Origin of the sequence: Streptantibioticus rubrisoli, assembly GCF_024436055.1 — a bacterium.
Classification (GTDB): Bacteria; Actinomycetota; Actinomycetes; order Streptomycetales; family Streptomycetaceae; genus Streptantibioticus_A; species Streptantibioticus_A rubrisoli.
Genome location: NZ_JANFNH010000013.1, coordinates 18,159 through 34,068 on the forward strand (window position 1 = coordinate 18,159; position 15,910 = coordinate 34,068).

1 protein-coding gene is annotated in these 15,910 nt (G+C 70.3%); it reads left to right on the forward strand.

The genetic code is table 11. From position 1 onward, the window contains the following. Window positions 1-44: 44 nt before the first annotated feature. Complete coding sequence (locus tag NON19_RS14570; protein WP_255928094.1) at window positions 45-15,908, forward strand: type I polyketide synthase; 15,864 nt, start codon at window positions 45-47, stop codon at window positions 15,906-15,908. The last annotated feature ends 2 nt before the right edge of the window (window positions 15,909-15,910 follow it).

Genomic DNA, 15,910 nt, shown 5'->3' on the forward strand with positions numbered 1-15,910 from the left:
CGGCTCGCGCAATTCCCACCACTCTCACCACTGGGACGGCGTAAATGGTGAACGAGGAGAAGTACCTCGATTACCTCAAGCGGGCGACGACCGATCTGCGCGAGGCTCGCCGACGACTGCGCGAGGTGGAAGAACGCGACCAGGAGCCCATCGCCGTCGTCGCGATGAGCTGCCGCTACCCCGGGGACGTGCACTCCCCCGAAGACCTGTGGCAGCTCGTCGCCAGCGGCGGCGACGCGGTCTCCGGCTACCCGCAGGACCGCGGCTGGGGTACCGACGTGCTGTACGACCCGGAGCCGGACGCGGACGGCAACACCGTGCCGTACCGTCGCGAGGGCGGATTCCTGCGCGACGCCGCCGAGTTCGACCCTGCCTTCTTCGGCATCTCGCCCCGCGAGGCGGTGGCGATGGACCCGCAGCAGCGGTTGCTGCTGGAAACCTCCTGGGAGGCGTTCGAGCGGGCCGGGATCGACCCGACGACGCTGCGCGGCAGCCGTACGGGTGTGTTCGCGGGCGTGATGTACCACGACTACGCCGCGCGGCTGTTCACCGTCCCCGAGGAGGTCGAGGGCTTCCTCGGCAACGGCAGTTCCGGGAGCATCGCCTCCGGCCGGGTGGCCTACACCTTCGGCCTGGAAGGCCCGGCGGTGACCATCGACACCGCCTGCTCCTCCTCGCTCGTCGCCGTGCACCTGGCCGCACAGGCGCTGCGCAGCGGCGAGTGCGCGCTGGCCTTGGCCGGTGGCGTCACCGTGATGTCCACACCGGGCACCTTCACCGAGTTCAGCCGCCAGCGCGGGCTGGCGCTCGACGGCCGCTGCAAGTCCTTCGCCCAGGCCGCCGACGGCACCGGCTGGGGCGAGGGCGCGGGCATGCTGCTGCTTGAGCGGCTGTCCGACGCCCGCAAGAACGGCCACCAGGTGCTGGCACTGGTCCGCGGCAGCGCCATCAACCAGGACGGCGCCAGCAGCGGACTGACCGCGCCCAACGGCCCCTCGCAGCAGCGGGTCATCCGCCAGGCGCTCGCCAACGCGCGACTGTCGACCACCCACATCGACGTGGTGGAGGCACACGGAACGGGTACCACACTGGGCGACCCGATCGAGGCGCAGGCACTGCTGGCGACCTACGGCCAGGGCCGCCCGGAAGGCCAACCGCTGTGGCTGGGCTCGATCAAGTCCAACGTCGGCCACACCCAGGCCGCCGCTGGAGTCGCCGGGATCATCAAGATGGTCATGGCGATGCGGCACGGCATCCTGCCCAAGACCCTGCACGTCGACGAGCCCACGCACAACGTCGACTGGACCAAGGGCGCGGTCGAGTTGCTGACCGAGTCCCGGGAGTGGCCGCAGACCGGCCGTCCCCGGCGGGCCGCCGTCTCCTCGTTCGGCATCAGCGGCACCAATGCGCACACGGTGCTGGAACAGGCACCGGAGGAGGACGCCACCGACGCCGAGCGGCGCACCGCGCTGCCGGTGTGGCCGTTGTCGGCCAAGACCCCCGATGCGCTGCGGGAGCAGGCGCGGCGCCTGCTGGCCCAGGTGACCGCACACCCCGAGGTGGCCACCGCGGATGTCGGCTACTCCCTGGCCACCGGCCGGGCGGCGTTCGAGCACCGTGCCGTGGTGGTGGCGGGGGAGCGCAACGGCTTCCTGACCGCTCTGCAGGCGCTGGCCGACGGCCGCCCGGCGGCGGGCGCCATCAAGGGCAGGGTCAAGCGCGGCAAGCTCGCCATCCTGTTCACCGGTCAGGGCAGCCAGCGGCTGGGGATGGGCCGGGAGCTGTACGAGGCCTATCCGGTCTTCGCCGAGGCGTTGGATGCGGTGTGTGAGCGGTTTGATGTGCCGCTGCGGGACGTGTTGTTCGGCACTGATGGTGATGTGCTGGATCAGACGGCTTATACGCAGCCTGCGTTGTTCGCGGTTGAGGTGGCGTTGTTCCGGTTGGTGGAGTCGTGGGGGCTGCGCCCTGACTTCCTGGCTGGGCATTCGATTGGTGAGTTGGTGGCGGCGCATGTGGCGGGTGTGCTGTCGCTGGATGATGCGTGTGCGTTGGTGGCGGCGCGTGGTCGTTTGATGCAGGAGCTGCCAGGTGGCGGCGCGATGGTGGCGGTGCAGGCGGCGGAGGACGAGGTTGCGCCGCTGCTGGGCGAGGGCGTGAGCATCGCCGCGATCAACGGGCCGACGTCGGTCGTGATAGCTGGTGATGAGGCCGCGGTTCTGGAGATCGCTGAGCGATTTGAGCAGCAGGGGCGTAAGACCAAGCGGTTGACCGTCAGCCACGCGTTCCACTCGCCGCACATGGACGGCATGTTGGAGGCGTTCCGCGAGGTGGCGTCGGGGCTGGCGTTCAACGCACCCCGTATCCCGATCGTCTCCAACCTCACCGGCGCCCTGGTCACCGCCGAGGAGATCTGCGACCCCGACTTCTGGGTCCGGCACGTGCGCGAGGCCGTCCGGTTCCTTGACGGCATCCGCGCCTTGGAGGCCGAGGGCGTAACCACATACGTCGAACTCGGCCCGGACGGTGTGCTGTCCGCCATGGCGCAGGAGTGCGTGGCGGATATTGACGGCAAGGCGTTCCTTCCCGTACTGCGCAGCGGTCGCCCGGAGGGTGAAGCACTTGCCACCGCGCTGGCCGAAGCGCATGTGCGCGGCGTGCCGCTGGCGTGGGACGAGGTCTTCGCCGGTACCGGTGCGCAGCGCGTTGACCTGCCGACGTATGCGTTTCAGCGCGAGACTTACTGGCTTGACGCCGGTTACCCGACCGGCGACGTGACGGCGGCCGGACTTGGCGCCGCCGACCATCCGCTGCTCGGCGCGGCCGTGGCGCTCGCCGACACCGACGGCTTCCTCTACACCGGCCGCCTGGCACTCGACACCCACCCGTGGCTGGCCGACCACACCGTGATGGACACGGTGCTGCTGCCCGGCACGGCGTTCGTGGAGTTGGCGATCCGCGCCGGAGACCAGGTGGGCTGTGACCACCTCGAGGAACTCACCCTCGAAGCGCCGCTCACCCTGCCCGAGAACGGTGCGGTGGGGATACAGCTGGTACTCGGCGCGCCGGATGACTCCGGGCGTCGTGAGGTGTCCCTCTACTCCCGGTTCGAGGATGAGCCGTGGGTGCGGCATGCCAGTGGTGTGTTGGGGGTTGCCGGGCGTGTGGCGGAGTTTGACTTTGGTGTGTGGCCTCCGGTGGGGGCTGAGGTTGTTGGTGTGGGTGGGTTGTATGAGGGGTTGGCGGATGCTGGTCTTTCGTATGGTCCGGTCTTCCGTGGGGTGAGTGGGGCTTGGCGTCGGGGTGGGGAGGTTTTCGCCGAGGTTGAGTTGGGGGAGGAGCAGCGGTCGCGGGCTGGTGCGTATGGTCTGCATCCGGCGTTGTTGGATGCGGCGTTGCATGTGGTGGGGTTGGGTGGTTTCTTCGCTGACGGTGGTGCGCGGTTGCCGTTCGCGTGGAGTGGTGTGTCGTTGCATGCCGTGGGTGCTTCGGTGCTGCGGGTGCGGGTGTCGGCGGTTGGGCCGGACGCGGTGTCGTTGGCGGTGGCTGATGGTGCTGGGCGGCCGGTGGCGTCGGTTGAGTCGCTGGTGTTGCGGGGTGTGTCGGCCGAGCAGGTACGGCGGGTCCGGCACGAGTCACTGTTCCGCGTCGAATGGACCAACCTCCCCGCACCACAGGCGGTTCCGGCCGGACAGTGGGCGCTGCTCGGTACGGAGGACGAGGACCTGACGGCCGGGCTTCCGGTGCAGCGGTTCACGGACCTCGCCGAGCTGGTGGCGGCCGTGGACTCCGGATCGGTGGCGGCCCCCGATGTGGTCCTGGCCCCACAGACACGTGCCGGGACGGTCACCGAGGCGACCGAGCAGGCACTTGACCTGGTGCGGTCCTGGCTGGCGGTGGAGCGCCTCGCCGACTCGCGCCTGGTGTTCGTCACGCGGGGCGCGGTGGCTGCGGCCGCCGATGAGGCGGTCAACGACCTAACCCATGCGGCGGTTTGGGGCCTGGTGCGTTCCGCGCAGTCGGAGCACCCGGACCGTTTCATACTGGTCGACCTCGATGGCCCCGGCACACTGCTGCCAGCCGCATGCGCGTCCGAGGAACCGGAGGTCGCCGTACGTGACGGCGCCCTGCGGGCACCCCGATTGGTGCGCGTCACCACGGGCGGCGCCGCCGACGTACCGCCGTACGACCCCGACGGCACGGTGCTGATCACCGGTGCGACCGGCACCCTGGGCGGGCTTGTCGCCCGGCACCTGGTGGCCGAGCACGGGGTACGGCATCTGCTGCTGGTCAGCCGCCGGGGCGCGACGGCGGAGGGCGCCGCCGAACTGGGCGCCGCGCTGGCGGAGTCGGGTGCGAAGGTCACCTGGGCAGCCTGTGACGCGGCCGATCGCGCCGCGCTGGCGGAGGTACTGGCCGCGATCCCGGCCGAGCACCCGCTGACCGCCGTCATTCACACCGCCGGTGTACTGGACGACGGTGTCATAGAGTCGCTGACCCCCGATCGCATCAGGAACGTCCTGCGCCCGAAGACGGAAGCGGCACTCAATCTGCACGACCTGACGCGCGACTGCGATCTATCGGCGTTCGTACTGTTCTCTTCCGCCGCCGGTGTCTTCGGCAGCCCCGGCCAGGCCAACTACGCTGCGGCGAACACGTTCCTCGACGCTCTGGCCCACCACCGGCGTGCCCAGGGCCTGCCCGCCGTGTCCCTCGCCTGGGGCCTGTGGGACACCGACGGCGGTATGGCGGGCGGCTTGGACGAGGCCGACGTCAACCGGATGAACCGCAGCGGGGTTCAGGGACTGTCCGCCGACGAGGGATGCCAACTCCTCGATGCCGCAGTCGCGTTGGGCGAGCCGCTGCTTGTGCCCACTCGGCTTGACCTCGCCACCCTGCGCGCCAACGCCGTCACCGGCGCGGTGCCGCCCCTGCTGCGCGGACTGGTCCGTACCCCGGCCCGGCGCACGGCGGAGGCGGCGGACCGGTCGGCGCTGGCGCAGAGCCTCGTCGGCCTCACCGAGGCCGAGCGCGAGCGCGTACTGCTCGACCTGGTGCGCACGCACGTCGCCGCCGTGCTCGGCCATGACTCCGTGCACACCGTCGAACCCGACCGCGCCTTCAAGGAGTTGGGCTTCGACTCGCTGACGGCGGTCGAACTACGCAACAGGCTCGGTGCCGAGACCGGCATGCGGCTGCCCGCCACGCTGATCTTCGACCACCCGACCTCCCTCGTACTCGCCCGCCATCTGCACGCCGAGATCACCGGCACGCAGGGCACACCTGGCGCCGCGGTGACTGCCGCGGGAGCGGCCGCCGACGAGCCGATCGCCATCGTGGCGATGAGCTGCCGCTTCCCCGGTGGCGTGACCACGCCCGAGGAACTGTGGCAGGCGGTGGCCGAGGGGCGGGACGGGATCACCACGTTCCCGACCAACCGTGGCTGGGACGTTGACGCGCTCTACCACCCCGACCCCGACCACCCCGGCACCAGCTACACCCGCGAGGGCGGCTTCCTGCACGACGCGGGCGACTTCGACCCCACGTTCTTCGGGATCAGCCCGCGCGAGGCGCTGGCCACCGACCCCCAGCAGCGGCTGCTGCTGGAAACCACCTGGGAGGCCTTCGAACGGGCGGGCATCGACCCGGCGACGCTGCGCGGTAGCCGTACCGGTGTGTTCGCGGGCGTGATGTACCACGACTACGCGGCGGTTCTGGAGAACACCCCCGACGCGATCGAGGGTTCGCTGGGCTCCGGCGGCACCGGAAGCATCGTCTCGGGCCGGGTGTCGTACACCTTCGGCCTGGAAGGCCCGGCGGTGACCATCGACACGGCGTGCTCGTCGTCGCTGGTGGCGCTGCACCTTGCAGTGCAGGCACTGCGCAACGGTGAGTGCGAGCTGGCGCTGGCCGGTGGCGTGACCGTCATGGCCACGCCCGGAACCTTCGTCGGCTTCAGCCGTCAGCGTGGTCTGGCGGCGGACGGCCGGTGCAAGGCGTTCTCGGCGGATGCGGACGGTACGGGGTGGTCCGAGGGCGTCGGCATGCTGCTGGTGGAGCGGTTGTCGGACGCCCAGCGCCACGGTCATCCGGTGTTGGCGGTCGTGCGCGGTAGTGCGGTCAACCAGGACGGTGCGAGCAACGGGCTTACGGCGCCGAATGGTCCATCCCAGCAGCGTGTGATTCGGCAGGCGTTGGCGAACGCCCGGTTGACCGCGGCCGATGTGGATGTGGTGGAGGCGCACGGTACGGGCACCACGTTGGGTGATCCGATCGAGGCGCAGGCGCTGCTGGCCACGTATGGGCAGCAGCGGGCGGACGGCGAGCCGTTGTGGCTGGGGTCCATCAAGTCCAACTTCGGCCATACCCAGGCGGCCGCTGGTGTTGCCGGTGTGATCAAGATGGTGATGGCGATGCGGCATGGTGTGTTGCCGCAGACGCTGCACATTGACCAGCCGTCCCAGCATGTCGACTGGTCGGCAGGTGCGGTGGAGTTGCTGACCGAGGCGCGTCAGTGGCCGCGGACCGGGCGCCCGCGCCGGGCCGCCGTCTCCTCGTTCGGCATCAGCGGTACGAACGCGCACACCATCATCGAGCAGGCACCGACCGTCGCGGACGACGGCGTTGCCGCGTCGGTGACGCTGCCGGTGCTGCCGGTGGTGCTGTCCGGTAAGAGCGAGGAGGCGCTGCGCGCGCAGGCGGAGCGGCTGCGGTCCCGGGTTGCCGATAAGGACCTGGAACTGGTCGACGCGGCCTATTCGTTGGCGACGACCCGTGCGGCGTTGGAGCACCGGGCGGCGTTGACCGTCAACGATCGCGATGAGCTGCTGCGCGGACTGGATGCGGTGGCGGCGGGTGCCGACGCCTTCGGGGCGGCCCGGGGCACGGCGGACGGCCGGGGCAAGGTGGCGTTCCTGTTCACCGGTCAGGGCAGTCAGCGGCTGGGGATGGGCCGGGAGCTGTACGAGGCCTATCCGGTCTTCGCCGAGGCGTTGGATGCGGTGTGTGAGCGGTTTGAGGTGCCGCTGCGGGACGTGTTGTTCGGCACTGATGGTGATGTGCTGGATCAGACGGCTTATACGCAGCCTGCGTTGTTCGCGGTTGAGGTGGCGTTGTTCCGGTTGGTGGAGTCGTGGGGGCTGCGGCCTGACTTCCTGGCTGGGCATTCGATTGGTGAGTTGGTGGCGGCGCATGTGGCGGGTGTGCTGTCGCTGGATGATGCGTGTGCGTTGGTGGCGGCTCGTGGTCGTTTGATGCAGGAGCTGCCGGGTGGCGGTGCGATGGTGGCGGTGCAGGCGTCCGAGGACGAGGTTGCGCCGCTGCTGGTTGAGGGCGTGAGCATTGCTGCGATCAACGGACCGTTGTCGGTGGTGATCGCGGGTGACGAGTCGGCCGTGTTGGAGATCGCTGCCGGTTTTGAGGCGCAGGGGCGTAAGACCAAGCGGTTGACCGTCAGTCACGCGTTCCACTCGCCGCACATGGACGGCATGTTGGAGGCGTTCCGCGAGGTGGCGTCGGGGCTGGCGTTCGACGCGCCGCGTATCCCGATCGTTTCCAACCTCACCGGCGCCCTGGTCACCGCCGAGGAGATCCGCGACCCCGACTTCTGGGTCCGGCACGTGCGCGAGGCCGTCCGATTCCTCGACGGCGTAAAGGCGTTGGCGGCCGAGGGCGTGACGACATACGTGGAACTCGGCCCGGACGGCGTGCTGTCCGCCATGGCGCAGGAGTGCGTGGAAGGCGCCGTGTTCGCCCCCGTACTGCGCGGCGGCCGCCCTGAGCCGGAAACCCTCACCGCCGCCGTCGGCCATGCGTACGCCAACGGCGCCTCCGTTGACTGGCAGGCGTACTTCGCGAACACCGGCGCGCGCCGCGTTGACCTGCCCACGTATGCCTTCCAGCGCCGCGCCTACTGGCCTCGTCCGGCTGACGGTCCGGGTGCCGGTGATGCCGCTGGTCTTGGGCTGGTGGCGGCCGACCATCCGCTGTTGGGAGCCTCGGTCTCGCTGGCGGACGACGACACTCTGGTGTTCACGGGCCGACTGTCGCTGCGTACGCACCCGTGGCTGGCCGATCACACCGTGATGGGCACGGTGCTGCTGCCCGGCACGGCGTTCGTGGAGCTTGTGACGCATGCCGGAGACCAGGTGGGCTGTGACCACCTGGAGGAACTCACCCTCGAAGCGCCGCTCACCCTGCCCGAGAACGGTGCGGTGGGGATACAGCTGGTACTCGGCGCGCCGGATGACTCCGGGCGTCGTGAGGTGTCCCTCTACTCCCGGTTCGAGGATGAGCCGTGGGTGCGGCATGCCAGTGGTGTGTTGGGGGTTGCCGGGCGTGTGGCGGAGTTTGACTTTGGTGTGTGGCCTCCGGTGGGGGCTGAGGTTGTTGGTGTGGGTGGGTTGTATGAGGGGTTGGCGGATGCTGGTCTTTCGTATGGTCCGGTCTTCCGTGGGGTGAGTGGGGCTTGGCGTCGGGGTGGGGAGGTTTTCGCCGAGGTTGAGTTGGGGGAGGAGCAGCGGTCGCGGGCTGGTGCGTATGGTCTGCATCCGGCGTTGTTGGATGCGGCGTTGCATGTGGTGGGGTTGGGTGGTTTCTTCGCTGACGGTGGTGCGCGGTTGCCGTTCGCGTGGAGTGGTGTGTCGTTGCATGCCGTGGGTGCTTCGGTGCTGCGGGTGCGGGTGTCGGCGGTTGGGCCGGACGCGGTGTCGTTGGCGGTGGCTGATGGTGCTGGGCGGCCGGTGGCGTCGGTTGAGTCGCTGGTGTTGCGGGGTGTGTCGGCCGAGCAGGTACGGCGGGTCCGGCACGAGTCACTGTTCCGGGTCGAGTGGACCGAACTGCCGGTTGCGGAGACTGCCGAGCGGCCGATGTACACCTTGCTTGGCCCTGAGGGCCTGGCCGGGCTGGCAACTCCGGTGCCTGCCACCGTGGTTGTCGACGCCTCCACGGAGGGCCTGACTTCCGCCGGGGATGTGCACTTCGCGACCCAGCGGGCGCTGGTGTTGCTCCAGGAGTGGCTCGCAAACGAGCGCTTCGCGGACGCACGGCTGGTGTTCGTCACGCACGGTCCGGACGACCTGGCGGGGGCGGCGGTAAGGGGCCTGGTGCGCTCGGCGCAGTCGGAGAACCCGGGCCGGTTCGCCATGGTCGACCTCGACCCGTCCGCGCCGGAGCTCGATCCAGCACTGCTTGCGCTACCAGAACCGGAGCTGGCCGTTCGCGACGGCCGCGCCATGGCCCCGAGGCTGACCCGGGTCACCACGGGCAGCGCCGCCGATGTACGGCCGTACGACCCCGAAGGCACGGTGCTGATCACCGGTGCGACCGGCACTCTGGGCGGGCTTGTCGCCCGGCATCTGGTGGCCGAGCGCGGGGTGCGGCGTCTGGTGCTGGTCAGCCGTCGGGGTGCTCAGGCCGAGGGTGCCGCTGAACTGGCTGACGAGTTGGCGGGTTTGGGTGCGGATGTCGTGTGGGCGGCCTGTGATGTGGCCGATCGGGAGGTGGTGGCGGAGGTACTGGCCGCGATCCCGGCCGAGCACCCGCTGACCGCCGTGATCCACACCGCTGGTGTGCTGGACGACGGCATAGTCGAGTCGCTCACCCCGGAGCGGGTCAGCGATGTTCTGCGGCCGAAGGTGGATGCGGCGCTCAATCTGCATGAGCTGACTCGCGGGTGTGAGCTGTCGGCGTTTGTGTTGTTCTCCTCGGCGGCCGGTGTGTTCGGTAACGCGGGGCAGGGCAACTACGCGGCGGCGAACGCGTTCCTCGATGCCCTCGCCCAGCACCGGCGGGCCCAGGGGCTGCCCGCGGTCTCGCTGGCCTGGGGGCTGTGGGCCGACGAGGGCGGCATGGCCGGTGAACTCGGCGAGGCGGACCTGGACCGGATGAACCGTGGCGGCGTCTTCGCCCTGAGCGCCACCGAGGGCCTCGAACTCCTCGACGAAGCCCACGGATTGGGCGACGAAGCACTCCTGGTACCCCTGCGGCTGGACACCGCCGCACTGCGCGGCAGCGCCTCCATACCGCCGCTGCTGCGCACACTGGCAGGACCGGCCGCTCGCAGGACCGCGCAGAGCGCGGAACGCCACAACTCGCTGGCGCAGCGGCTCGCCGCCCTCCCGAGCGGGGAGCAGAGCGCCGAGCTGCTGGCGTTGGTACGCACCCAGGTTGCCGCAGTGCTGGGCTACTCGGACGCTGACGAGGTCGGACCTGACCGCTCCTTCCGTGAGCTGGGCTTCGACTCGCTGAGTGCGGTCGAGCTGCGCAACCGGCTGGGCGCCGCAACCGCTCTGCGGCTGCCCGCGACGTTGGTGTTCGACTACCCGACCCCGACCGTGCTCGCCGGGTTCCTGCATACCGAGGTACTGGGTGCGGCCCCGACAACGGCGGACGACACCGTGCCGGTCGTGGTGGCCGACGACGAGCCGATCGCCATCGTCGGCCTGGGTTGCCGCTACCCCGGTGGTGTGGAAACCCCAGAGGACCTGTGGCGGCTTGTGATGGACGGCCGGGACGCCATCGGGGCGTTCCCCACCGACCGCGGCTGGAACCTGGACGCGCTGTACGACGCGGACCCGGACCGTTCCGGCACCAGCTATGCCCGCGAGGGTGGCTTCGTCGATGACGCGGCCGGGTTCGATCCGGCGTTCTTCGGGATCAGCCCGCGCGAGGCGGTGGCGATGGATCCGCAGCAGCGGCTGCTGCTGGAGACCTCTTGGGAAGCGTTCGAGCGCGCCGGTATCGACCCGGAGATGATGCGCGGTAGCCGTACCGGTGTGTTCGCGGGCGTGATGTACCACGACTACGCCTCTCGGCTGCCGGTGCTCCCGGAGGGCGTCGAAGGCTTCCTCGGCACCGGCAACGCGGCGAGCGTGATCTCGGGCCGACTCGCGTACACCTTCGGGCTTGAAGGCCCGGCGGTGACCGTTGACACGGCGTGCTCGTCGTCGCTGGTGGCGCTGCATCTGGCGGTGCAGGCGCTGCGCAACGGTGAGTGCGAGCTGGCGCTGGCCGGTGGCGTGACGGTGATGGCGACACCGGCACCCTTCGTGGAGTTCAGCCGTCAGCGTGGTTTGGCGGCGGACGGCCGGTGCAAGGCGTTCTCGGCGGATGCGGACGGTACGGCGTGGGGTGAGGGCGTGGGCATGCTGCTGGTGGAGCGGTTGTCGGACGCGCGGAGGAACGGGCATCCGGTGCTGGCGGTCGTGCGCGGTAGTGCGGTCAACCAGGATGGTGCGAGCAATGGGTTGACGGCGCCGAATGGTCCGTCGCAGCAGCGGGTGATTCGGCAGGCGTTGGCGAACGCGCGGTTGACCGCTGCTGATGTGGATGTGGTGGAGGCGCACGGTACGGGCACCACGTTGGGTGATCCGATCGAGGCGCAGGCGCTGCTGGCCACCTACGGGCGCGAACACGGCGATGACCAGCCGTTGTGGCTGGGGTCCATCAAGTCCAACTTCGGTCATACGCAGGCCGCCGCTGGTGTTGCCGGGATCATCAAGATGGTTATGGCGATGCGGCACGGTGTGCTGCCGAAGACCCTGCACGTGGACCAGCCGACGCCGCATGTCGACTGGTCGGCGGGTGCGGTGGAGTTGCTGACCGAGGCGCGTCAGTGGCCGCGGACCGGGCGTCCGCGTCGGGCCGCCGTGTCGTCGTTCGGCTTCAGCGGTACGAACGCGCACACCATCATCGAGCAGGCACCGACCGTCGCGGATGACGGTGTCGCCGCGTCGGTGACGCTGCCGGTGCTGCCGGTGGTGCTGTCGGGGAAGAGCGAGGACGCGCTGCGCGCGCAAGCGGAGCGGCTGCGGTCCCGTGTCGCGGAGGATGAAGAACTTGAACTGGCTGATGTGGCCTACTCGTTGGCGACCACGCGCACCGCACTGGACCGGCGTGCGGCGCTGATCGCCCGCGACCGGGACGAAGCACTGCGCGGTCTGGAGGCGTTGGCGGCAGGTGCCGATGCTCCTGGTGCCGTGCTGGGGAACGCTGGGGGAGGTAAGACCGCGTTCTTGTTCACTGGGCAGGGCAGTCAGCGGATCGGTATGGGCCGGGAGCTGTACGAGACGTATCCGGTCTTCGCCGTGGCGTTGGATGCGGTGTGTGAGCGGTTTGATGTGCCGCTGCGGGATGTGATCTTCGGGGCTGATGGCGGCCTGCTGGATCAGACGGCTTACACGCAGCCTGCGTTGTTCGCGGTTGAGGTTGCCTTGTTCCGGCTCGTTGAGTCGTGGGGGCTGCGGCCTGACTTCCTGGCCGGGCACTCGATCGGTGAGGTGGTGGCGGCGCATGTTGCCGGTGTGCTGTCGCTGGATGACGCCTGCGCGTTGGTGGCGGCGCGTGGTCGTTTGATGCAGGAGCTGCCGGGCGGCGGTGCGATGGTGGCGGTGCAGGCCTCGGAGGACGAGGTTGCGCCACTGCTGGGCGACGGCGTGAGCATTGCCGCGATCAACGGGCCCTCGTCGGTGGTGATCGCGGGCGATGAGCCGACGGTGTTGGAGATCGCCGCGGGCTTCGAGGCGCAGGGCCGTAAGACCAAGCGGCTGACCGTCAGCCACGCGTTCCACTCGCCGCACATGGACGGCATGCTGGACGCCTTCCGCGAGGTCGCCGTCAGCCTCACCTACCACGCCCCCCGCATCCCCATCGTCTCCAACCTCACAGGCGCCCTGGTCACCGCCGAGGAGATCGGCACCCCCGACTTCTGGGTGCGGCACGTGCGCGAGGCCGTCCGGTTCCTCGACGGCATTCGCACCCTCGAAGAGCAGGGGGTAACGACATACGTCGAACTCGGCCCGGACGGTGTCCTGTCCGCCATGGCACAGGACTGCACGACGGCGGACGCGACCTTCACCCCCGTACTCCGGCAGGGCCGCGCCGAAGCCGAAACGGTGACCACCGCTCTGGCCCAGGTGCACGTCAACGGCGTCCCTGTCGACTGGAAGTCGTACTTCACCGGCACCGGCGCCCGCCGCGTGGACCTGCCCACGTACCCCTTCCAGCGCCAGCGCTACTGGCTGGAAGCCCCCGTCGGGCTGGTCGGTGATGTGGTCTCGGCGGGACTCGGCGAGGCGCGGCACCCGTTGCTGGGGGCGGCGGTCGAACTGCCGGATTCCGATGGGTTCTTGTTCACCGGGCGACTCGGCCTCGACACCCACCCCTGGCTGGCCGATCACACTGTGTCCGGGACGGTGCTGGTGCCCGGCGCGGCGCTGGTGGAGCTGGCGATCCGGGCCGGGGACCAGGTCGGCTGCGATGCCCTGGACGAACTCACCCTTGAGGCGCCGCTGGTGCTGTCGGAGCGTGGCGCGCTGCAACTCCGGCTCACTGTGGCCGAGCCCGACGAGACGGGCCGCCGCGCGCTGCACGTGTACTCCCGCCCGCAGGACGCGGACGGTGACGAGCCCTGGACACGGCACGCCAGCGGTGCGCTGACCCCGGGCTCGGGGCAGCCGACCGCGCTGGTGGAGTGGCCCCCCAGCGGTGCGGAGCGGGTGGCGGTCGATGGCCTCTACGACGATCTGGCCGCGATCGGCCTTGGCTACGGCCCGCTGTTCCAGGGCCTGAAGGCCGCCTGGCGGCGCGGCGACGAGGTGTACGCCGAAGTCACCATCGGCGATGAACAACGCGCTGAGGCAGGGCGGTTCGGACTGCACCCCGCGCTGCTGGACGCCGTGCTGCACGCGGTCAGCCTGGGTGACTTCTTCGCCGACAGCGCCGCAGGGGCCCGCCTTCCGTTCGCCTGGGACGGGGTACGGCTGCACGCCGAGGGTGCCTCAGCGCTGCGGGTTCGGGTGTCGGCGGCCGGAGCGGACGCGGTGGCGCTGACGGTGGCCGATGAGACGGGGCAGCCGGTGCTCTCGGTGGACTCGCTGGTGCTGCGCCCGCTGGCCGCCGACCAACTCGCCGCGGCACGCGCCGGAACGCGGTACCACCAGTCGCTGTTCCGCATCGACTGGTCCCCGCTGGCCACCTCGGCGGACGCCGTCGGGCACGGCCGTTGGGCAGTCATCGGCCGCGACGACCTGAAGCTGGGCACCGCACTGGAACTGGCGGGCGGACAGGTCGCCGGATACCGGGACCTGTCCGCACTGGCCGACGCGGTGGCCACCGGGGACCGTGCGCCGGACATCGTGTTCGTCTCCTACGTACCGGACCTCGCTGTCCGCGGTGGCATCGCGGAAGCGGCACACACCGCCACCGGCCAGGTGTTGGAGCTGCTGCGGGAGTGGCTGGCCGACGAGCGGTTCGACTCCGGTGACTTCGCCGCCACCCGGCTCGCGGTGGTGACGCGCGGCGCGATGGCGGTGGACGCCGAGGAGGACGTGGACGACCTGGTGCACTCGGCCGTGTGGGGACTGGTGCGCTCGGCGCAGGCGGAGCATCCCGGCCGGTTCGTGCTGGTCGACCTCGACGGTGAGGACGCCTCGCTCCCGGAGCTGACGGCGGCGCTGACCGTGGACGCGTCCGACGAGCCGCAACTCGCCGTGCGCGCAGGCTCGGTGTACGCACCACGGCTGGCCCGGGTGGCGGCGGTCGAGGACGCACAGCTGCCGCAGTTGGACCCGGACGGCACGGTGCTGATCACCGGTGCGACCGGCACTCTGGGCGGGCTTGTCGCCCGGCATCTGGTGGCCGAGCGTGGGGTGCGGCGTCTGGTGCTGGTCAGCCGTCGGGGTGCTCAGGCCGAGGGTGCCGCTGAACTGGCTGACGAGTTGGCGGGGTTGGGTGCGGATGTCGTGTCGGCGGCTTGTGATGTGGCCGATCGGGAGGTGTTGGCGGAGGTGCTGGCCGCGATCCCGGCCGAGCACCCGCTGACCGCCGTGATCCACACCGCTGGTGTGCTGGACGACGGTGTTGTTGAGTCGCTGACGGCGGAGCGGGTCAGCCGGGTTCTGCGGCCGAAGGTGGATGCGGCGCTCAATCTGCATGAGCTGACTCGCGGGTGTGAGCTGTCGGCGTTTGTGTTGTTCTCCTCGGCGGCCGGTGTGTTCGGTAACGCGGGGCAGGGCAACTACGCGGCGGCGAACGCGTTCCTCGATGCCCTCGCTCAGCACCGGCGGGCCCAGGGGCTGCCCGCGGTCTCGCTGGCGTGGGGGCTGTGGGCCGACGAGGGCGGCATGGCCGGTGAACTCGGCGGGGCGGACCTGGACCGGATGAACCGCGGCGGCATGGCCGCGCTGTCGGCCGCCGAGGGCCTCGCGCTGTTCGACACCGCCGGTGCGCTGCCCGACGGTCTGCTGCTGGCCGCCCGGCTCGACCTGGACGGCCTGCGCGCCCACGGCACCGTACCGCCGCTGCTGCGCGGTCTGATCCGCGCACCGCGCCGCCGCACGGCGGGTGGCGGTGCGTTGGCGGCCGGTGCGGCAACCAGCCTCGCCGAGCGGCTGGCCGCGCTGCCCGCGGCCGAGCGGGAACGGGTGCTGCTGGACCTGGTGCGCACCCAGGTGGCCGGTGTGCTGGGGCACGACGGCGCGGCGGCCGTCGAACCGGGCGCCGCATTCAAGGAGTTGGGCTTCGACTCCCTGACCGCCGTCGAACTCCGCAACCGCTTGGGCGCCGCCACCGGACTCAGGCTCGCCGCCACGCTGATCTTCGACTACCCGACGCCCACCGCACTGGCCGAACACCTTCGTAGCGCCCTGCCGCTCACCGAAGGCCCGACCGTGTTCGACGAACTCGACCGGCTGGAAGCCACGTTGGCCGAGATCTGCTCCGGCGAGGCGAACGCGGACGGGGTCAACCGGGACCGCGTGACCATGCGGCTGCGGACCCTGATGGCCAAGTGGCAGGAGGCGCAGGACGCGACCGGCGACGGTGCCTCCGATGACGACGACCACGACCTCGACACAGCCACAGATGACGAGCTTTTCGACCTGCTTGACGACGAGCTGGGCTCGTCCTGAGA